The 20,187-nt window shown below is 71.9% G+C and carries 20 protein-coding genes; 9 read left to right on the plus strand and 11 right to left on the minus strand.

Annotated features, from left to right (window positions below; genetic code table 11):
• Positions 1–111: 111 nt before the first annotated feature.
• Both E9998_RS17630 and E9998_RS17635 read left to right on the plus strand, forming a co-directional pair.
• Positions 112–582, plus strand: a complete 471-nt coding sequence (locus E9998_RS17630) for a carboxymuconolactone decarboxylase family protein (protein ID WP_136531003.1) — start codon at positions 112–114, stop codon at positions 580–582.
• A 50-nt stretch (positions 583–632) separates the two neighbouring features.
• Positions 633–899, plus strand: coding sequence for a hypothetical protein (locus tag E9998_RS17635; protein ID WP_136531004.1), 267 nt, complete (start codon positions 633–635; stop codon positions 897–899).
• 44 nt (positions 900–943) lie between these two features.
• Here the strand turns inward: E9998_RS17635 and E9998_RS17640 are convergent, their stop codons facing one another.
• The 3 genes from E9998_RS17640 to E9998_RS17650 all read right to left on the minus strand — a co-directional run bounded on the left by E9998_RS17640 (position 944) and on the right by E9998_RS17650 (position 4,462).
• Positions 944–2,197, minus strand: a complete 1,254-nt coding sequence (locus E9998_RS17640) for an arginine deiminase (protein WP_136531005.1) — start codon at positions 2,195–2,197, stop codon at positions 944–946.
• 51 nt (positions 2,198–2,248) lie between these two features.
• The gene (locus tag E9998_RS17645; RefSeq protein ID WP_136531006.1) at positions 2,249–3,688 is read right to left on the minus strand and encodes a basic amino acid/polyamine antiporter; all 1,440 of its coding nucleotides are present in this window, start codon (positions 3,686–3,688) and stop codon (positions 2,249–2,251) included.
• Between the two features lie 114 nt (positions 3,689–3,802).
• Entirely contained in the window at positions 3,803–4,462 is a 660-nt protein-coding gene (locus E9998_RS17650) for a hypothetical protein (protein ID WP_136531007.1), read from the minus strand.
• 241 nt (positions 4,463–4,703) lie between these two features.
• On the opposite strand from E9998_RS17650, the gene E9998_RS17655 reads away from it, so the two are divergent.
• Entirely contained in the window at positions 4,704–5,510 is an 807-nt protein-coding gene (locus E9998_RS17655) for a hypothetical protein (protein WP_136531008.1), read from the plus strand.
• Between the two features lie 73 nt (positions 5,511–5,583).
• Positions 5,584–6,030, plus strand: coding sequence for a universal stress protein (locus E9998_RS17660; protein ID WP_136531009.1), 447 nt, complete (start codon positions 5,584–5,586; stop codon positions 6,028–6,030).
• 71 nt (positions 6,031–6,101) lie between these two features.
• On the opposite strand, the gene E9998_RS17665 is transcribed toward E9998_RS17660, so the two are convergent.
• Complete coding sequence (locus E9998_RS17665) at positions 6,102–7,586, minus strand: glycoside hydrolase family 43 protein (protein WP_136531010.1); 1,485 nt, start codon at positions 7,584–7,586, stop codon at positions 6,102–6,104.
• A gap of 534 nt (positions 7,587–8,120) precedes the next feature.
• On the opposite strand from E9998_RS17665, the gene E9998_RS17670 reads away from it, so the two are divergent.
• Complete coding sequence (locus E9998_RS17670; RefSeq protein ID WP_136531011.1) at positions 8,121–10,196, plus strand: PhoX family protein; 2,076 nt, start codon at positions 8,121–8,123, stop codon at positions 10,194–10,196.
• Positions 10,197–10,423: 227 nt separating this feature from the next.
• Here E9998_RS17670 and E9998_RS17675 read toward each other — a convergent pair whose 3' ends face one another.
• The 5 genes from E9998_RS17675 to E9998_RS17695 all read right to left on the minus strand — a co-directional run bounded on the left by E9998_RS17675 (position 10,424) and on the right by E9998_RS17695 (position 15,558).
• Positions 10,424–11,065, minus strand: a complete 642-nt coding sequence (locus E9998_RS17675; RefSeq protein WP_136531012.1) for a response regulator — start codon at positions 11,063–11,065, stop codon at positions 10,424–10,426.
• On the minus strand, positions 11,062–12,273 hold the full coding sequence (locus tag E9998_RS17680; protein WP_136531013.1) for a sensor histidine kinase: 1,212 nt from the start codon (positions 12,271–12,273) through the stop codon (positions 11,062–11,064). The genes E9998_RS17675 and E9998_RS17680 overlap by 4 nt, the downstream gene beginning before the upstream one ends.
• 2 nt (positions 12,274–12,275) lie before the next feature.
• Complete coding sequence (locus tag E9998_RS17685) at positions 12,276–12,980, minus strand: ABC transporter permease (protein ID WP_136531014.1); 705 nt, start codon at positions 12,978–12,980, stop codon at positions 12,276–12,278.
• Between the two features lie 47 nt (positions 12,981–13,027).
• Entirely contained in the window at positions 13,028–13,942 is a 915-nt protein-coding gene (locus E9998_RS17690; protein ID WP_136531015.1) for an ABC transporter ATP-binding protein, read from the minus strand.
• Between the two features lie 260 nt (positions 13,943–14,202).
• Positions 14,203–15,558, minus strand: a complete 1,356-nt coding sequence (locus E9998_RS17695; RefSeq protein WP_136531016.1) for a carotenoid oxygenase family protein — start codon at positions 15,556–15,558, stop codon at positions 14,203–14,205.
• Between the two features lie 122 nt (positions 15,559–15,680).
• On the opposite strand from E9998_RS17695, the gene E9998_RS17700 reads away from it, so the two are divergent.
• Entirely contained in the window at positions 15,681–16,226 is a 546-nt protein-coding gene (locus E9998_RS17700; RefSeq protein ID WP_136531017.1) for a TetR/AcrR family transcriptional regulator, read from the plus strand.
• Between the two features lie 43 nt (positions 16,227–16,269).
• Positions 16,270–16,704 carry a DUF1801 domain-containing protein gene (locus E9998_RS17705; RefSeq protein ID WP_136531018.1) on the plus strand — a complete coding sequence of 145 codons (435 nt, stop codon included), beginning with the start codon at positions 16,270–16,272 and terminating at the stop codon, positions 16,702–16,704.
• Here E9998_RS17705 and E9998_RS17710 read toward each other — a convergent pair.
• Positions 16,701–17,939: an alpha-hydroxy acid oxidase gene (locus E9998_RS17710; RefSeq protein WP_136531019.1), complete on the minus strand. Its 1,239-nt coding sequence runs from the start codon at positions 17,937–17,939 to the stop codon at positions 16,701–16,703. The genes E9998_RS17705 and E9998_RS17710 overlap by 4 nt on opposite strands.
• A gap of 109 nt (positions 17,940–18,048) precedes the next feature.
• On the opposite strand from E9998_RS17710, the gene E9998_RS17715 reads away from it, so the two are divergent.
• Positions 18,049–18,576 (plus strand): hypothetical protein, encoded by a 528-nt coding sequence (locus E9998_RS17715; RefSeq protein WP_136531020.1) that lies wholly within the window; start codon positions 18,049–18,051, stop codon positions 18,574–18,576.
• Between the two features lie 10 nt (positions 18,577–18,586).
• On the opposite strand, the gene E9998_RS17720 is transcribed toward E9998_RS17715, so the two are convergent.
• Entirely contained in the window at positions 18,587–19,054 is a 468-nt protein-coding gene (locus E9998_RS17720) for an NUDIX hydrolase (protein WP_136531021.1), read from the minus strand.
• Positions 19,055–19,213: 159 nt separating this feature from the next.
• On the opposite strand from E9998_RS17720, the gene E9998_RS17725 reads away from it, so the two are divergent.
• On the plus strand, positions 19,214–20,137 hold the full coding sequence (locus E9998_RS17725) for an aminoglycoside phosphotransferase family protein (protein ID WP_136531022.1): 924 nt from the start codon (positions 19,214–19,216) through the stop codon (positions 20,135–20,137).
• Positions 20,138–20,187 lie beyond the last annotated feature (50 nt).

The raw sequence follows: 20,187 nt of genomic DNA on the forward strand, positions 1-20,187 counted from the left end.
ACAAGCGGTCACGAAGCCCGGCCGCCGCCCGTCATGGCGGTGCATCGAAACAGAGTTGCCTTGAAACAGCGTCGCATCGAAACAGCGGTGCATCGAACGAAGGAGCACCACATGGAAGCCCGCATCGACTACTACGCCAACCCCGTCGCCGCCAAATTCCAGAAGCACATCAACGCCGCCGGCCGCTCGATCGCCGACACCGGCCTGCCCGAAGCGATCCCCAACCTCGTCCTCATCCGCGCCAGCCAGATCAACGGCTGCGGCGTCTGCCTCGACATGCACACCAAGGACGCCGCCCACGCCGGCGAGACCCCCGTCCGCCTCGCCATGGTCGCCGCCTGGAGAGAAGCCGTCGTCTTCACCCCCGCCGAGAAGGCCGCACTCGCCCTCACCGAAGCCGGCACCCGCCTCGCCGACGGCGACGGCGTCAGCGACGAGGTCTGGAACGACGCCCGCGCCCACTTCGACGAGATCCACCTCGCCGCCCTCGTCTCCACCATCGCGCTCATCAACGCCTACAACCGCATGAACGCCATCACCCGCACCCCCGCCGGCACCTACGAACCCGGCATGTGGGGCTGACCGGGCGTTCGGGGACCCCGCCCGCGAGGGCGCCTCAGTACGCTGAGGCGATGCAGGGATTCGATGCAGAGATAGAGAAAGCCGTCTCCAGGGCGAGCAAGGCCGCCGGCTGGATGTACGCCCTCGCCGCGGTGACGCTCATCGTCGGGATCGTAGGCGCCGTCAACACCGGCGGCATCGGCCTCATCGCCGTCCTCCCCGCCGTCGGCCTCCTCTCCGGCCTGGGCGTCATCATCAACCTCCTCGCCATGCACCTCATGGAGACCTGGCGCCAGGGCAATCACGCTCGCGCCGCCGACACCCGGCAACAGCAATGACGAAGGCCCGGCCGCACCGCGGCCGGGCCCTCCCCCCCATCCGGTCAGAAATCCACCGGGTCGCGGATGATCGGGCAGGTCATGCAGTGCCCGCCGCCGCGGCCCCGGCCCAGCTCGGCGCCCACGATCGTGATGACCTCGATCCCCGCCTTGCGCAGCAGCGTGTTCGTCTGCGTGTTCCGGTCGTACGTCATCACCACCCCCGGCTCGAGCGCCACCGCGTTGTTCCCCGAATCCCACTGCTGACGCTCCGAGGCGTACTCGTCCCCGCCCGTCTCGATCACCCGCAGACCCGAAAGCCCCAACGACGCCGCCACCACGTCGGTGAACGCCGCCGAACCGTGATCCTCAAGCTCCAGACCCGACTCGCCGCCGCCCGGCCGCAGCGAGAACGTGTGCACCGCGTCCATGATCCGCGGATACAACGTCACCACGTCCCGGTCCGCGAACGTGAACACCGTGTCCAGATGCATCGCCGACCGCAGCTTCGGCATCCCCGCCACCACCACCCGCTCCGCCGCACCGTCCGCGAACAACGCCCGCGCCACCTGCGTGATCGCCTGCCGCGACGTGCGCTCGCTCATCCCCATGAGCACCACGCCGTTCCCCACCGGCATGATGTCCCCGCCCTCGAACGTCGCCTGGCCCCAATGCTCGTCCGGGTCCCCCCACCACACCCGCGACCCCACGAAATCCGGGTGGTACGCGTACACCGCCTTCATCAGCAGCGTCTCGTCGTGCCGCGCCGGCCAGTACAGCGGGTTGAGCGTCAACCCCCCGTACAGCCAACACGTCGTGTCCCGCGTGTACAGCGTGTTCGGCAGCGGCGGCATCAGATACTCCCGCGCCCCGCTCGACTCCCTCGCCAAGGCGATGTACGGCGGCCGCAACTCCTCCGGCAGCTCCGACGTCGACAGGCCCCCGATCAGATGCTCCGCCAACTGCGCCGGCGACAGCGACTCCAAGAACGCCCGGGTCGGCTCGATCAGCCCCAACCCCACCTCGTTCGCCGTGATCTTCCGGTCCAGCAGCCACGACCGCGCCCGCGAGTCCGCCATCGTCTCCGCCAGCACCTCGTGCAACTCCACGACCTCGATGCCCCTGCCCCGCATCTTGTTCACGAAGTCCGCGTGGTCGCGCTGCGCGTTCTCCACCCACATGACGTCGTCGAACAGCAACCCGTCCGCATTCGTCGGCGTCAGGCGCCGATGCGCCAGGCCGGGCCTGCACACCAGCACCTTCCGGAGTCGGCCGACCTCGGAGTGAACCCCGTAAGCGGCCTGTGCCCTATCGGTCATCAACTGCTCCCTCAACGCTCCACGGCGCTTGCCTCGATGGTCGGAATCGGTCTAGATGCTGATCCAGCCCAAGGCCAAGGCCACGATGCCGAGCACCGCCCCCGCCACCGAGACGGCCAACAGCACCGCCTCACCCGGACTGAACACCCGCCGGCCCTGCTCACGGCGGGCCATCACGAACAGGATCGTCGCCGGCGCGTAGATGACGAACGAGATGAGCACGAACCGCAGCCCCGCCGCGAACAGCAGAAACGCCGTATACGCCGTCGCCAGCAGCGCCACCGTCATCTCACCGCCCGAACCGCGCCCCACCGCACCGCCCCGGCCCGCCGCCACCTTCACCGCGAACAACGCCGCCAACAGGAACGGAATCAACGTCAACGCACTCGTCAGATCCAGCGCGAAATTGAACGCGTCCTCCGAGAAATAGGTGACCACCAGGACCACCTGGCTCAACGCCGTCGTCATCACCAACGCCGGCACCGGCACGTCCGCCCGCGTCGCCGACCCCAGGAAGCGCGGCATGTCCCGGTCCTTCGCCGCCACGAACAGCACCTCGGCCGCCATCAGCGTCCACGCCAGATACGCCCCCAGCACCGACACGATCAGGCCGACGCTGACGAACACCTTCCCCCAGGTGCCGACCGCCTCCTCCAGAACACCCGCCATCGACGGCTGCCGCAGCTCCGCGATCTCCTCCATCGGCATGACCCCGTACGACACGATCGTCACCGACGCGAACACCGCGAACACCGCGAGGAAACCCGTGATCGTCGCCCGGCCCACGTCCTCGCGCCGCTTCGCGTGCCGCGAGTACACGCTCGCGCCCTCCACTCCCAAGAACACGAACACCGTCGCCAGCATCGTCCCCCGCACCTGGCTGAACAGCGAACCCGCATAGTCCGCGCCCCCGAAGTTCCCCGCGAACACCTCCGGGTCGAACACGAACAGCGCCAACAGCACGAACACCACGATCGGAATGAGCTTGGCGACCGTCACCACCCGGTTGATCGCCGCCGCCTCCTTCACGCCCCGCTTGATGAGCAGGAAGAACCCCCACAGGCCCACCGACGACAGCGCCAGCGCCAGCACCGTGTCACCGTCCCCGAGCGCCGGGACCAGCGCCCCCAGCGTCGACATGATGAGCACCCAGTAGGTGACGTTGCCGACGCAGGCGCTGGCCCAGTAGCCGAACGCGGAGAAGAAGCCCGGGTACTCGCCGAAGCCGGCCTTCGCGTACGCGTACACCCCGGCGTCGAGGTCGGGGCGGCGCATCGCGAGCCGCTGGAACACGAACGCGAGCATGAGCATCCCGGTGCCGGCGATGCCCCACGAGATGAGGGCCCCGGCGACCCCGGTCTCCTGCGCGAAGCGGCGCGGCAGCGAGAAGACGCCGGCGCCGACCATCGAACCGACCACCATGGAGGTGAGCGTCCAGAACGCGAGTTTCGCGGCGGGGTGGGAGGCGACCGGGGCGTCGGTCTGGGCCATGGCGTCCTCGCAGGTCAGGGCCGACTTGCCCAGGCGGGCGACGGGCGCTGGAGGCCTGAATATAACTCCCGATTCACCCGCGGGGGCCGAAACCGGCGCTCAGCCCGGCGCTGCTCAGTAGAGCTGGCCGGTCCAGACGTTGCCGGGGTCGTTGTACCAGGAGGTGTCGCACGCGTCCTGGTTGTAGCCAGCGTTCTGGCAGTCCTCCAGGTAGACCTCCTGCTCGGAGGGGCCGTAGAGCTGGCCGGTCCACACGTTCGAGGGGTCGTTGCGCCAGGAGGTGTCGCAGTCCTCCCAGGCGTATCCCGCGTTCTGGCAGTCGAGCATGTAGGCGTCCTGTTCGGACAGAGGGTACAGCTGGCCGGTCCAGGTGGTCCCCGGGTCGCTGTCCCAGGAGGTCGCGCACTCGTCCTGCGTGTAGCCGAAGTACTGGCACTCTTCGAGGTAGACGTCGTACTCGGAGGGTCCGGGGTCCTCGCTCGTCTCGCCGCCGCCGGTCGGCTCGGGCTCTTCGTCCTCGTAGAGCTCGCCGGTCCAGGCGGAGGAGGGGTCGAGATCGCGGGACCGCTCGCACTGCTCGCGCGAGTACCCGTCGGCTTCGCAGTCCGCGACGTACTTCGCGGCGACGCTCGTCGCCGGGGACTCCCCGCCGCCGTCCCCTTCGGGGCCGACGCCGAACCATCCGGCCACGGTCGTCACGTTCGCGGCGAACGCGACCACCGCCGCCACCGCGGAGGCGGCGCCGACGATCCAGCCGGTCTTTTTCCAGCTCACGGATGAGGAGTCTGCGTTCACCAGCTCAGATTACGCATTGGACGGTGGGGCGCCAGTCCTTAAAACGCGCGCAAGGAGTCACCTTCCGGGCACAGCTTCACAACCGTCCGCGCCGCGACCGCAAGTGTCGGGAACCCGACAGAACAGGGTTCCTCGCGCGGGGCCGCCGGCGCGCTCCGGCCGCTGCCTCGGCACGGTCCGAACCGGCGCCGACCTCGGCGTCCGCGCTAGTCTGGCGCCCATGCCCCGCCCCTCGCTCCGCGGCGCGTCCCCGCGCCTCCGCTTCGCCCTCGCCGCCGCAGCGGCCCAGACCCTCATCGCCGCGTTCGCCGCCGCGTCCTGGCTCCAGCACGGCACCGGCGCGGCGGCCGTGGTCCTCTTCGCCTCCTGGGCGGCGCTGGGCCTCGCGGTGATGGTCGGCAGCGGCGGGGTCGACACGGTCGCCTCGGTGTCGTCGGCGTCGGTCGGCCCGATCGGGGAACAGAAGGCGCCCGAGGAGGACCCGGAGACGGCTTGGATCGTCAAGCGCACGGCGCTGCTCCCGTTGTGCCAGATCGCGGTCGGCGCGGTCGTCTGCGGGGCGGCGGCGGTCCCGTTCGGCTTCACCGTCGCCGAGGGCGTGGCGATCGCCGGCGGCGTCGGCGGGGCCTTCGGCACGCTCGCGATGATCGCAGTAGGCGCTTACCTTTCGGTGCTGTGCGGCGTGCTCGCGGCGCTCATCGTCGCCGTCCCCGCGCTCATGCTCTGGCGGCTCGCGGGCCGGCGCGGCGCGAACCGCGGGCCGATCGCGGCGATGGCGCTGATGATCCCGCTCGTGTTCCTGCTGGCGGTAGGCGCGACGCTCGGCGTCGGGGAGCCGAGCGGCGTGAACCCGAAGTCGACGACGCTGCCGGTGCTGCTGACCCTGTTCGGCGTCGACCTCGCCGACCGGGGCTACCCGGTCGAGAGCCCCGCGTGGCTGTGGACGGCGAGGATCGCCGGGCTCGCGCTCGTCGCCGCCGGGGTCGCGGTGTTCAGGTCCGGGCGGTCCCGCCGTCGCCGACACTGAATCTCGTAGCGGTTGGATTCGGCCCTCGCGGGTACCCCCGGAGCCACGGACTCGGCAGGACGGAGGGACGCACATGGACGCGTCAGCACAGGAGACCGAACGCATCGTCGTCGGCGTCGACGGCTCCCCGGCCTCGGTGCGGGCCCTGGAGTGGGCGCTGCGCCAGGCCGAGCGCACGGGCGCGTCGATCGAGGCGGTGCACGCCTGGGAGGTGCCGGTAATGTACGGCTCGGGGATGATGGTGCTCCCCGGCGGCGACGAGTTCGAGGCGGCCGCGAAGCGGAACCTGGAGCAGGCCGTCGGGCAGGCGGGCGGGGACTCGACGGCCGTGCCGATCGAGCTGAAGGCCGTCGCGGGGCATCCCGCGAAGACCCTCGTCGACGTGGCCGAGCACGCCGCGCTGCTGGTCGTCGGCAGTCGCGGGCACGGCGGCTTCATGGGCGCGCTCATCGGCTCGGTGAGCCAGAACTGCGTGGCCCACGCGAAATGCCCGGTCGTGGTGGTCCGCGAGCACTACTGACCGAGACTCCGGTCGGCGTGCAGGAAAGGAGCGGCCCCCCGGGGTATCCCCGGGGGCCGCTTCGCGTCTCGCTACTCGGGGAGCCGGTCGGCCCGGTAGTCGACGGCGGTGAGGCGCGAGGCGCCGCCGACCGCGCCGACGCCGAGCACGCGGCCGGTGAACCCGGTCGCGACCTCGGTCGACAGGTACCGACCGTCGAGGCGCGCCAACTCCACCGGGTCGGCGCCGCCCAGCGACAGCACCACGTCGTCGGGCCCGTACGCCGTCAGCGTCTCGGCCACGCACTCGACGGCGCGGATCGCGAGCACGGCCTCCCCGCCCGGGGCGGGGGCCGAGCCGAGGTCGGCGGTGACGCCGCCGATGCGCGCGTACGCGGTGACCAGGCCGTTCTCGAAGCGCAGGCCGTAGCGGTGCCGGTCGTCGATGCGCAGCTCGAAGCGGCCCGAACCGGTGAACGCGGCGGTGGCGCTCCAGCGGTGGTCCTGGACGCGGAAGCAGAGCAGGCCCGGGGAGTCGTCCTTCGGGTCGCGCAGTTCGAGGCCGCCGCCCGGGTGCGGCGAGGCGATCGCCTCGGGCTCGCTGGAGGGGGCGACCCAGCGCGGATCCAAAGCGGGCGAGGCGAACTCGTCGCCGAAGGAGGTGTCGGGTGCGGTGAAGGAGTGGCGGCCCTCGTCGAACACCGGCCAGCCGTCGACCCAGTCGATCCCGGCGAGGAAGGTTTCGCGGCCGAGCACGTGGAACTGCGGGGTGAAGCCGAGCGGGCGCACCGCGAGGTAGACGGCCGCCCACTCGCCTTCGGCGGTCTCGACGAGGTCGGCGTGCCCGGTGTTCTGCACGGGGTGGGCCAGCGAGCGGTGGGAGAAGATCGGGTTGGCGGGGCAGGCCTCGTAGGGGCCCTCGGGGCGGTCGGCGCGCGCGACGGTGACGGTGTGGCCGCGCTCGGTGCCGCCCTCGGCGAGCATGAGGTACCAGCGGTCGCCGACGCGGTAGAGGTGCGGCGCTTCGGAGGCGGCGAGGCCGAGGCCCTGCCAGACCTGGTACGGCTCGGACTTGAAGCGGCCGGTCTCCAGGTCGAGGCGGCCTTGGAAGATGCCGTCGCCCTCGCCGTTGAAGACGGTGCCCTTCCAGGTCAGATAGCACTCGCCGTCCTCGTCCCAGCACAGGTCGGGGTCGATGCCGACCGCTTCGCGCACGAACACCGGGTCGCTCCACGGGCCGGCGGGATCCTCGGCGGTGACGATGGTCTGGCCCGACTCGGCGTCGCCGACGTTGGTGGTCACGAAGTGGAAGCGGCCGTCGTGGTGGCGCAGCGTCGAGCCGTAGATGCCGCCCGAGGCGCGCCCGTCGCCGCGCAGGAACTGACTGCGGCGGTCGAGGATGTTCCCGATCTGGCGCCAGGAGACGAGGTCGCGGCTGTGGAAGATCGGCGCGCCGGGGAAGTACTCGAAGCTCGAATGCGCGAGGTAGTAGTCCTCGCCGACCCGGCAGATCGTCGGGTCGGAGTAGAAGCCCGGCACGATCGGGTGCTCGGCGGCGGAGACGGTCGGTTGGCGCAAGGCGGTTCCCTCCCTGGAGGCGGCGGTCCGCCGCCGGCCCGGACCGACGGCGCATCCACACTAAGTTGTGTCGATAAACTTTGTCAACCGATAACACGACGGCTCACAGCACCCCGAAGGCGCGCCGAACCCCGCTTCAGCTCCGCTTCAGGTACCTCCGGCTAGCGTTGAAAACCGGGGGGCCTCCCCCGGCCCTCCCGCAGGCCTTCGGCGTGCCCGGGCCCGCGTGCCCTTCGCGAACGCCGCTCGACTTCAGCTCCGCTTCAGGTACCTCCGACTAGCGTTGAAAACCGGGGGGCCTCCCCCAGGCCACCTGCAGGCCTTCGGCGCGCCCGGGCCCGCCGCGTCGCCTTCGCTCCCAACGCCTCGCTATTGCGCCCACCTCCAGTCCCACGGTTCCGCCGGGGGTCGTTCGCGCGGTGTTCACCTCCGGTTGGTGGAACCGCACCACAGCGCCGCATAGCTTCCACACAGGTGAGAACACAAGACCGCGAGTCCCCCCGCTCGCTCATATCGGACCGAATTGGAGCCGCGATGCAATCCCCATCCGATCGCCCCCGTCTGCCGCTGTTCGCCCCCCACGCGGGCGGACGCTCGGCGATGACCTGCGCCTTCCGCTGCGGCAACGCCTGCAGCCACCCGGTGCCGAACACCTCGGAGAACCCCTACCTCGGCGACCTCATCGCGCAGGCCGTCTCGCGCCGCTCGCTGCTGCGCAGCGGCGTCGTCGCCTCCCTCGCGGTCGGCGCCACGGGCGCGTTCGCCGCCCCGGCCGCCGCGTCCGAGACCGCCGCCCCCGCCAGCTCGGCCCACCGCGACCGCGCCCCGCGCGGCCTCGACTTCGAACCCGTCGCGCCCAACCGCGCCGACCAGGTCACCATCCCCGACGGCTACGACCAGCAGGTCGTCATCCGCTGGGGCGACCCGATCCTCAAGGGCGCGCCCGAGTTCGACCCCGAGGACCAGACCCCCGAGTCGCAGGCCGCCCAGTTCGGCTACAACAACGACTACGTCGCGCTCCTCGAACACCCCGACAGCCGCCGCAAGAAGGTCCTCGTCGCCAACCACGAGTACACCGACGAGCCGCTCATGTTCCCCGCCTACGACGGGGCCGCCCCCACCCGCGACCAGGTCGAGATCGCCTGGGCCGCACACGGCCTCACCGTCGTGACCGTGGACGAGGACCGCCGCACCGGCGACCTGACCCCCCGCGTGGGCGACGAGCTGAACCGGCGCATCACCGCCACCACCCCGTTCGTCGTCACCGGCCCCGCCGCCGGCTCCGACCTGCTCAAGACCAGCGCCGACCCCGAGGGCACCACCGTGCTCGGCACCCTCAACAACTGCGCGGGCGGCACCACCCCGTGGGGCACGATCCTCTCCGGCGAGGAGAACTTCAACCAGTACTTCGCCAACACCGCGAGCGTCACCGACCCCGTCGCCAAGGCCCGCCTCGCCCGCTACGGCTTCTCCGGCGCCGCCAGCGGCCGCAGGTGGGAGCAGTACGACGAGCGCTTCGACATCGCCGCGGAACCCAACGAGCCCAACCGCTTCGGCTGGATCGTCGAACTCGACCCGTACGACCCCGACTGGGCGCCGCGCAAGCGCACCGCCCTGGGCCGCTTCAAGCACGAGGGCGCCGGCCCGCGCCTGACCCGCGACGGCCGCGTCGTGGTCTACATGGGCGACGACGAGCGCTTCGACTACCTCTACAAGTTCGTCTCCGACAAGAAGATGAAGCGCGGCAACAGCCGCCGCGCCCGCGAGCACAACCGCACCCTCCTCGACGAGGGCACGCTCTACGTCGCGAAGTTCACCGGCGACAGCCCGGCCGCCGAGATCGACGGCACCGGCGCGCTGCCCGCCGACGGCAAATTCGACGGCTCCGGCGAGTGGATCAAGCTCGCCAAGGGCGGCAAGTCCTATGTCGACGGCATGACCGCCGACGAGGTGTACGTCTTCACCCGCCAGGCCGGCGACAAGGTCGGGGCCACGAAGATGGACCGCCCCGAGGACGTCGAGACCAGCCCGAAGACCGGCAAGCTCTACGTCGCGCTCACCAACAACACCGCGCGCGGCACCGGCTCGAACGCCAAGGCCGACGAGGCGAACCCGCGCAACGCGAACAAGCACGGCCAGGTCCTCGAACTCGTCGAGCGGCACGACGACCCGACCGCGCTCACCTTCGGCTGGAGCCTGCTCCTGGTCTGCGGCGACCCCGAGGACGAGGGCACCTACTTCGGCGGGTTCCCCAAGGACCAGGTCTCACCGATCTCCTGCCCCGACAACGTGGCCTTCGACTCGTACGGGAACCTCTGGATCTCGACCGACGGCAACGCGCTGGGCGCCAACGACGGCCTGTTCGCCGTCCCGCTCGAAGGCGCCGACCGCGGCCAGGTCAAGCAGTTCCTGACCGTGCCGATCGGCGCCGAGACCTGCGGCCCGGTCGTCCAGGACAAGCACGTCCTGGTCGCCGCGCAGCACCCCGGCGAGCTCGACGGCGCCAGCTACGAGAACCCGCTCTCCGAGTGGCCCGACGGCCCCGGGACGCTCCCGCGCCCGGCGATCGTCAACGTGACCCGCACCGGCTTCGGCCGCATCGGCTGCTAGACGTCGGCTGTTAGACAACGACTGCTAGGCAACGGCTCTCGGCGGGAGCGGGGCGAGCCCGATCCCGCCGAGAGCCGTTTCAGCACACCCCCGCCGTTCACTCGATCAGGTGGGTTCTTGCCCTCCGCCGTTTTGACAGCGGTTTCTTGTCGGACCCGCGCAGAACAATTGGCGTGGGGTCGCCCCCCTGGGAGGGCGGGGGACTGCCCCGGGTCGGATGCGGCCCCTCAGTCCTCCTCGATCCCCAACAGCCCCTTGCGAAAACCAGCCGCAACCGCCGCCGCGCGGTCGTTCACGCCGAGCTTCGCGTACAGGTGCAGCAGGTGCGTCTTCACCGTCGCCTCGCTGATGAACAGCCGCCTGGCGGCCTCCCGGTTCGAAGCGCCGTCCGCGATGAGCCGCAGCACCTCGACCTCCCGCTCGCTCAGCGCCTCCCGCGGCGCCCGCACCTGGCTCATCAGCCGCGCCGCCACCGCCGGCGACAGGACCGCCTCGCCCCGCGCCGCCGCGCGCACCGCCTTCACCAGGTCCTCGCGGCCGGTGTCCTTGAGCAGGTAGCCCGTCGCGCCCGCCTCGATCGCCGGGCGCACATCCTGATCGGTGTCGAACGTCGTGAGCACCAGGACCCTCGCGGGCGAACCCGCCCGCGCCAGCTCGCCGATCGCCTCCACCCCGCCCATGACCGGCATCCGCAGGTCCATGAGCACCACGTCCGGCCGCAGCGCCTTCGCCATCGCCACCGCCTCGGCGCCGTTCGCGGCCTCCCCGAGGACCTCGAAACCCTCCTCGGCCGCGAACACGCCGCGGAACCCGTCCCGCACGATCGGGTGGTCGTCGGCGATGAGCACCCGGATCACCGTGCCGCTCATGCCTTCACCTCCATCGGCGCGAGCGCCGGGACGGTCGCCGCGACCGCCGTCCCCTCGCCGGGCGACGACTCGACCGCGAACGTCCCGCCGAGCCGCTCGACGCGCCGCCGCATCGACGTCAGCCCGAACCCGCCCGACTCCCCGGCCAGCGCGAGGTCGAACCCGCGCCCGTCGTCGAGCACGTCCAACGCCGCCACGTCGTCCATATAGGATAGAGTGACGCCGACGCGCCCGGCCCCGGCGTACTTGGCGGCGTTGGCGAGCGACTCCTGCGCGACCCGCAGCAGGGTGCCCTCGACTTCGGGGTGCATGGGCCGGATCGTACCGGTCACCGCGACGGCCGCGGGCGTCCCGTGCAGCGCCGACCACCGCCGGGCGACCTCCGCGAGCGCCTCCGGCAGCGCCGCCGTCTCCAACTGCGCCGGGACGACCGCGTGGACGGTCCGCCGCGCCTCGGCGAGGTTCTCCCGTGCCAGGAGCGTCGCCTTCGCGAGCCGCGAGCGCCAGTCGGCGTCCTCCTTCGCGGCCTCCAGCTGCGCGATGATCCCCGCCAGGCCCTGCGCGAGCGTGTCGTGGATCTCGGCGGCGATGCGCTGCCGCTCGTCCATCACCCCGGCCTCGCGGGCCTGGACGAGCAGTTGCGCGTGGAGCCCGGCGTTCTCGGCGAGCGCCGCTTCGAGCCGTTCCACGGTGCGTTTGCGTTCGGCGCTGCGTTCGGCCGTGACGTCGCCGACGACGCTGAACAGGCCCACCAGCGCCGTGATCGCGGCCGTGAACAGTGCGGCCGTGAGGGCCTCTGCGGCGGTGCCCGGCAGGCCCGTGTAGGCGGCGACGCTGATCGCGGCGGTGGCCGCCACCCCGGCGAACCGGATGCGGCCCTTGAGGTACCGCCACGAGTGGAGGTGCCCGGTGAACCCGAAGAACGCCGCGAACCACATCGACTGCGAGCTCAGGGCGGCGATGAAGGCGATGAGCCCGGCGACGTAGAGGCCGCTGCGCGCCGCCCCGGTCCCTTCGGCGGGGAGGAGGAACCGGATCCAGGCCGCGCACGCGGCTGCGAGGCCGAGCGCGGTGAGGCGCCCGCCCCAGGCCGCGTCCTCGGTGAGCCAGTACAGGCCCGCCGAGACGACGAGGAGGACATACGGCGCCAAGGAGAGTTGGAGGTCGAGGCGTCGTTCCCAGCGGTCGAGCCCGCCCGCACCGGTCATTGCTACTCCCAGCGGAAGAGGCGGGCAGCGAGGGCGCTGACGGCCAGGGTGTACACGGCGAGGAGGACGAGCGGCAGCACGTCGGGGGCCTGCCCCGACCAGGCCTGGTGCAGGGCCGACCTGAAGGCGCCGAGCGGGGTGTACTCGCCGATGCGGGCCACGGTAGCAGCCATCTGGTCGACCGGCTGGATGAGTCCGGCGAGGAACGCCATGGGGAAGTAGAGGAGGACGCCGATGCCGTTGGCGGCCCGCCCGTTCGGGGCGAGGGCGGCGATGAGCAGGCCGATGGCGAACATCGCTGCGGTGCCCAGGAGGAACACGCCGAGGGTCGGCAGGAGGCCGCCGGGCAGGCGGACGCCGAGGACGCCCGAGGCGACGCCCATGAGGAGCCCGCAGGCGATGAGGACGAGCGCGGTCTGGAGTACGAGTTGGACGGCGAGGAGGCTTCCGGGGCGGATCGGCGTGGTGGAGAGGCGCCGCAGGATGCCGCGTTCGCGGTAGGAGGCCATGGTGGTCGGCAGCAGGTAGAGGCCGACGAGGCCGACGGCGATGGCGAGGGACATCGGCAGGAGGGTCGTGTCGGTCGCGTCGATGGAGGAGCCGAAGACGACGAGGATGAACAGGGGGATGAGGACGCTGACGAGTGAGCCGGGCTCGCGCAGCAGGAGTTTGGTCTCGACGGCGGTGAGTTTGGCGAGGGCGTTCATGGCGGGTTCCGTTCGTTCGCTGTTGCGGCGGTGGGGAGGGGGCGAGGTCAGTCGTCGAGCTTGCGGCCGGTGAGGGCGATGAAGGCGTCTTCGAGGGAGCGCCGGTCGATGCGCAGGTCGGAGACGAGCACGTGGTGGCGGGCGAGTTGGGCGGTGACCGCGGTGGCGAAGTCGCCGGTGCCGGTGACGGTGACCCGGTCGCCTTCGCGGGCGGTGGCGGTGACGCCGGGGACGGCGGCGACGAGCGCGGCGGGGTCGGCGGCGCCGGCCGGGAGCGTGAACCGCATCTGCTGCGCGCCGGCGCCTTCGCCGATGAGCCCGGCGGGGGTGTCGAGGGCGACGACTTCGCCGCGGTCGATGACGGCGACCCGGTCGCACAGTTCCTCGACCTCGTCCATGAAGTGGCTGACGAGGACGGTGGTGACGCCGCTCGCCTGGACCCGTTTGACGAGTTCCCAGGTGGCGCGCCGCGCCTGCGGGTCGAGGCCGGTGGTCAGCTCGTCGAGGAACGCGACCTTCGGGTCGCCGACGAGGGCGAGCGCGATGAACAGGCGCTGCTTCTGGCCGCCGGAGAGCTTGCCGAAGCGGGTGTCGCGCTTCTCGGCGAGGCCCCATTCGTCGAGGAGCTCACGCCAGTCGCGGGGCGCCTTGTAGAAGGAGGCGTAGAGGTCGAGGGCCTCCCAGACCTTGAGGTTCTCGGGCAGCTGGGTCTGCTGGAGCTGGACGCCGATCCGCTCGCGCAGGGCGCGGGCGTCGCGCCGCGGGTCGAGGCCGAGGACCTTGACGGTGCCGGAGTCGGGCCTGCGGAGGCCTTCGACGCATTCGACGGCGGTGGTCTTCCCCGCGCCGTTGGGGCCGAGGATGCCGAACACCTCGCCCTCTTCGACGGAGAACGAGACGCCGCCGAGGACGGTGCGCCCGGCGTAGGACTTGGTGAGGTCGTGCACTTCGATGATCGCCATACGACAAGCTTCGTCGGGTTGCGGCCCAGGCGAATCGACCCGCGGGCGGTCGTTGCGGCGTCAAGGTGCGGAGCGCGGATCAGCCGATCGGTTGATGACGGGCGCACCGGTGCCTGATCACTCGTTCGGGTGAGTTCTCGCTCTTCGCCGTTGTGACAGCGGTTTCTTGTCGGACCCGCGCAGAACAATTGGTGTGGGGTCGCCCCCCTTGGGAGGGCGGGGGACTGCCCCGGCCCTGGCGGGCCGGAGCGGCCCCGCGGTCACACCGCCGGAATCCAGTTGCCGTGCAGGCCCAGCGGCACGCGCGCGGGTAGGTGCACCCGCGCGAGCGGTTCGCCCGCGAAGTCCTGCGAAGCGAGGATGACGAGGTCGGCGGCGCCCCGGTCCGGGTCGTGGACGAACAGCAGGTTGTACCCGTCGTCCTCGGCGGCGGCCGACTCGGCGGGCACGAACACCGTCTCGCCCGCGGCGGCGTCGCGGCCGAACTCGTGGGTCTCGGTCGTCCCGGTCGCCAAGTCGTGCTTGAGGATCGCGTTCGAGAAGCCCTCGTCGGGCCGGTCGGGGTCGAGCGCGCTCGGCGGCGCGTACAGCTCGGTCGAGGCCGAGTACCCGTACCGGTACGGGCGCCCGGCGAAGCGCCCGTTCATGCGCGGGAAGTCCTGCGGCCGGTCGTGCAGGAGCTCCGTGCGGACCTTCCCGGCCGCGAGGTCGACGGTCCAGCGTTCGAGCACGGGCCGGCCCGCCCCGATGTCGACGATCTCGAACCGTCCCTGGTGGACGATGACGTCGGCGACGATCGTCCCGCCCTCCTCATAGGCGTTGAGCGTGTGGCCGACCATGCCCGGCGGCAGGTCCATCCAGCGGACCTCGCCGCCCTCGCGGGGCATGACGCCCAGCCGCGTCGGCAGCGCCTCGTTCCAGCCGAACGGCACGCCGGTGGCGAGCCTGGCGGGGTCGAAGGACAGCGGCGAGGTGTAGATGAGCACGTAGTGCTCGGTGAGGCCGAAGTCGTGCATGTACGGGAGGGTCGGCGCGGGGATGTCGACCACCCGCTTGGCGGTGCCGCCCGGCTCCCACACGAGGTACTGGAGGAAGTCGGCGCCGTAGCGGAAGGCGAGCGAGTGCATGTCGCCGGTGTCGCGGTCGAACTTGCTGTGGGCGTTGGCGTTGAAGCCCTCAGGGCTCGCGCCGAGGTCGCAGGGCCCGACCGTGTCGAGCTCGGGGGTCAGCTCGTAGGGGGCGAGCCCGCCCTCGATGAGGGCGAAGACGCGCCCGCCGTGCCCGGCGACCTGGACGTTCGGCGCGAAGTCGAACCGCTCGTCGACGGGACGCCCGCGCCGGGGCTCGCCCAGCCGGTCGGCCACGGCGGCCGAGCGCACCCAGCGGTTGCGGTACCACTCGGCGCGGCCCTCACGCAGGCGCACGCCGTGCACCATGCCCTCGCCGAGCGTCCAGATGTGCGCGGAGGGGTCCTCGATGCCCAGCGGGTTGGGGCCGATGCGGAGGTAGCTGCCGTCGAGGTCGGCGGGGATGCGGCCGGTCACCGGCAGGTCGAACGCGGTGACCTCCTCGGTCACCGGGGCGAAGTTGCCCTTCGTGTAGCGCTGGAGGTGCATTGGGGGTTCCTCTCGGTCGCGCCGCGGGCGGCGCGGTGCGGTGGCGCGACGCGGTGCGCCGCAGATTTATACGAACGTATCATACGACTGTATAAATCCGGGGCGCCCGCTAGGATCACGCCATGGGACACCGAGAGGACCTGCTCGAAGGCGCCAAGCGCTGCCTGGTCGAGCGCGGCTACAGCAGGACCACCGCGCGCGACATCGTGGCCGCCTCGAACACCAACCTGGGCTCGATCGGCTACCACTACGGCACCAAGGACAAGCTCCTCCTCCAGGCCATGGTCGACCTCTCCGGCGAACTCGCCGAGGAGATGATGGCCGTCGGCGCCGAGGCCGGGGACGCCGAGGAACGCCTGCGCGCCTTCTGGGTCGGGATGATCGAGTCCTTCAGCGCCAAGCCGGGGCTGTGGCGGGCGAACCTGGAGATCCTCGCGCCGACCCTGCGCGACGACGAGCTGCGCGAACGGCTCGCCGCGAACCAGGAACGCGCCCGCGTCGGCCTCGGTGAACACCTCGCCCCCGGCGCCGCCGACGCCCGCGCCGCCGGCGCCGTCCAGTTCGCCCTCATCACGGGCGTGATGACCCAGCACCTCATCGACCCCGACGGGGCCCCGACCGCCGACGACGTCGTGCGCGGCCTGCGCGCCCTCGCGCACCTGCGCTGACCGAACCGCCCCCCGAGCCCGTGCCCGCGGGGACAATCGAGCCATGGCCGAGGCATCCATGCACCACACCGACGAGGACGTCGACGCGTTCCTCGCCGCCTCCTCCCGCGCCGATTCCCTGCTCGGCGTCGACGCGACGCTGCGAGAGGCCATGCCCGGCCTCCCGCGAACGCTGTGGCGCGGGACCTTCTGGGGCGGCACCGAACAGGCGATCGTCGGCTACGGCGACCTCGTGCAGGCCCGCCCGCGGGGCGAGAGCGTCGACTGGTTCCTCATAGGACTCGCCGAGCAGCGCCGCCACCTGAGCCTGTACGTCAACGCCGTCGAGGACGGTGCCTACCTGTCGAAGACGTACGCCGCGCGACTCGGCAAGGTCAAGGCCGGGGCCGCGAGCATCGCCTTCGGCTCGATCGGCGACCTCGACCTGGAGGCGCTGGCCGAGATGGCGCGCCACGCGGCGCGCCTCGCCGAACACTAACGGGCCCTGGGGACCAGCCGCTGGAGCTGCGTGACGTGGCGCGGTTCGAGCTCTTCGAGGGAGGCCACGCCGAGGAGGCGCATGGTCCGTTCGACCTGGTCGGCGAGGATCGCGATCGTCCGGTCGACGCCTTCGCGCCCGCCCGCCATGAGCCCGTACAGGTACGCGCGCCCCACCATGGTGAAACGCGCGCCGAGCGCTACCGACGCGACCACGTCGGCCCCCGACATGATCCCGGTGTCCAAGTGCACCTCGACGTCCCGCCCGACCTCCCGCACCACCTCGGGCAGCAGGTGGAAGGGGATCGGCGCGCGGTCGAGCTGGCGCCCGCCGTGGTTCGACAGCGTCACCGCGTCAACGCCGAGGTCGGCCAGGCGCCGCGCGTCCGCGACCGTCTGGACGCCCTTGACGACCAGGCGCCCCGGCCACTGCTCCTTGATCCACGCGAGGTCGTCGAAGCCCACCGTGGGGTCGAACATGCTCCCGATGAGCTCGGCGACGGTGCCCGGCCAGCGGTTGAGCGAGGCGAACGCGAGCGGCTCGGTCGTCAGCATGTCGAACCACCACGCCGGGTGCCGGGCCATGTCGAGCACCGTCCGGGCCGTCAGTTGCGGCGGGATCGAGAACCCGTTCCGCTTGTCGCGCAGGCGGGCTCCGGCCACCGGGACGTCCACAGTCACCAGGAGCGTGTCGAAGCCCGCGTTCGCCGCCCGTTCGACCAGCGCCATCGAGCGGTCGCGGTCGGTCCACATGTACAGCTGGAACCAGTTGCGCCCGTTCGGTCCGGCCGCCTCGGCGACGTCCTCGACGGCGGTGGTGCCCATGGTCGAGAGCGCGAACGGGACGCCCGCGGCGGCGGCGGCCGCCGCCCCGGCCCGCTCCCCTTCGGTGTGCATCAAGCGCGTGAACCCGGTGGGGGCGATGCCGAACGGCAGCGCGACGCGTCCGCCGAGCACGTCCCATCCGGTGTCGACGTCGGCGACGTCGCGCAGGATCGCGGGATGGAACTCGATGTCCTCGAACGCCTGCCGGGCGCGGGCGAGCGAGAGCTCCGCCTCGGCCGCGCCCTCGACGTAGTCGAACGCGGCCTTCGGCGTGCGGCGCTTCGCGATGCGCCGCAGGTCCTCGACGGTGAGCGCGGCGTCGAGCCGGCGCCGCTTCGCGTTCCACTGGGGCCGTTTGAAACGGAGCAGCGGCAGCAGTTCCTTCGGGCGCGGGAGGCGGCGGCGGGTCATGCGGACTCCAAGGGGGCGTGGACGGTCGGGGTCGCCCGAACCGTACTCCCGTGCGCCGCGCGGGGCCGGGGTAGTGTCGCCGTCTCGGCCGCAGCAACGAGGAGCCCCGGTGACCGCGCTCGACGACCTCGCCCGACTGGCGAACATGACCGCCCATCCGTCCCGGCACGACTGGGCCGGAGCCGAAGCGGTGCTCGGCGCACCGCCGCCCCCCGACTACGTCGCGCTGCTCGACGCGTACGGCCGCGGCGTCTTCGACCGCGAACTGGTCCTCTTCGCCCCCGGGTGCGACACGCCCGGATACGACCTGCTCGAGGGAGGGCTCCGGATCGCCCGTGACGCAGAGGAGTTCTGGGCCGAGGAGCTGCCCGGGCACGCCAAACCCGAACGGCTCCGGGCGCCGGGCACGCGCCTCATCGGATGGGCGGGCACGGGCGGGGCGGAGTACCTCTACTGGGTCGCGGACGCCCGGCCGTCCCGGGACTGGACCGTGGCGGTGCAGCAGGCCGAGGACCACATCTGGGAGTTCCACGAGACGGGCGCGGTGGCCTTCCTGCACGGGCTCTTGAGCGGCGCGATCGAGACCGGCGTGCTCCGCGGCTTCCCGCAGCTCGCGCCGCACTCCTACGGGCGCTGAAACCGGGCCCTCAGTGCCGGAGCAGGCCCGCGACCGGGACGGGTGCGACGTGGCCGGTCGCCGGCAGCGTCAGGGCGAGGGCGATGCCGTTGTCGACCAGGGAGGAGCGTGGCAGGAGCGGGACGTCGCCGAGCGGCGTCCACACCGATTCGGCGATGTCGCCGCCCGGTTCGGGCCGCAGCCGCCCGCCGGTGATGCGCACCAGGTAGTAGACGCCGATGTTCTGGTGCTCGGTCCCGCCGCGCGCCTCGGCGGCGGGGATGACGCGGGAGTCGACGCCGATGAGCCGCTCGACCACCGCGGTGCACCCGGTCTCCTCGGCGACCTCGCGGATCACCGCGTCGATCGGGTCCTCGGACTGGTCGACGCCGCCGCCAGGCAGCGTCCAGTGGTCCGCTTCGCCCGCGATCGTGTACCGCGACAGGAGCACCCGGCCCTCTTCGATGCAGACCGCGTACGCCGCAAGTCGAACGCTCATTTCCGTGCACCTCCGCAGGGACCCTACCGCACGGGCCGAAACCGCCCATCGCGATGAGCGCGAACGGGAAGCGCCGCCGCCTTACCCGAAGGGGCGGCGCCGCAGCGCTCTTTGCGAAAAGCGCTCGCGCGCCGCCGCGCCCGCTTCGATAATCGGGCCATGGCCTTCGCACCCGTCCCCGAGACCTCCCGCCACATCATCCTCGACTGGTACGGCGAACCGGGCCGCGCCTGGCTCGACGACCTGCCCGCCGTGGTCGCCCGTCTCGCCGAGGCCTGGGACCTGCGGCCCGCCGGGGCGCCCTTCGAGGGCGGCACCACCGCCTACGCGCTGCCGCTCGTCCGCGCCGACGGGACCCCGGTCGTGCTCAAGGTCGACATGCTCGACGACGAGAACCGCTCCGAGCCGACCGCCCTGCGCGCCTACGGCGGCGACGGCGCCGTCCGCCTCTACGAGTACGACCCCGCCACCGGCGCGATGCTCCTCGAACGCGCCCGCCCCGGCACCGCGCTCCTCGCAACGACATTCCCCGGGCTGAGCGAGCGCTCGGCCGCGCTGGAGCGCTGCGCGATCGCCTGCGACCTCTTCCGGCGGCTCTGGCGCCCTTACGAACCCGCGCCCGACTTCCCCGCGCCGCCGACCGCGGCGTCCCTGCTGAAGGGCTGGTCGGTGCAGTTCACCGCGGCGGCGGCGCAGGCGTCGCCGGAGCTGGCGAACGACCTCGCGCTCGGTGCGGAGCTCTGTGCCGAGCTGGACGGCGCCGAGACGGCGGGCATCGCCAACCGCGACAACCACCAGAGCAACGTCGTGTCGGCCGAGCGCGAGCCCTGGCTCCTCATCGACCCCAAGCCGGTGCTCGCCGAGCGTGCGATGGACGGCGCGTTCTTCCTGTTCAAGCAGCAGCTCCACGGCCCGCTCGGCGGGACCGAGCTGTTGCGGGCCGTCGCCGACGGGCTCGGCGCCGACCTCGAACGCGTCCGCGCCTGGGCGATGGTGCAGACCGTCGCGCAGATCGCCGACGCGGGCAGCCCCGCCGACCTCGCCGCCTGCACCGCGACGCTCCGGGCGATCGAACGCGCCTGACCGACCCCATCTGACCGACAGCACCGCCCGGAGCCGCAGGCTCCGGGCGT

This window comes from Glycomyces paridis (assembly GCF_004912155.1).
In the GTDB taxonomy this organism is placed as follows: domain Bacteria; phylum Actinomycetota; class Actinomycetes; order Mycobacteriales; family Micromonosporaceae; genus Glycomyces; species Glycomyces paridis.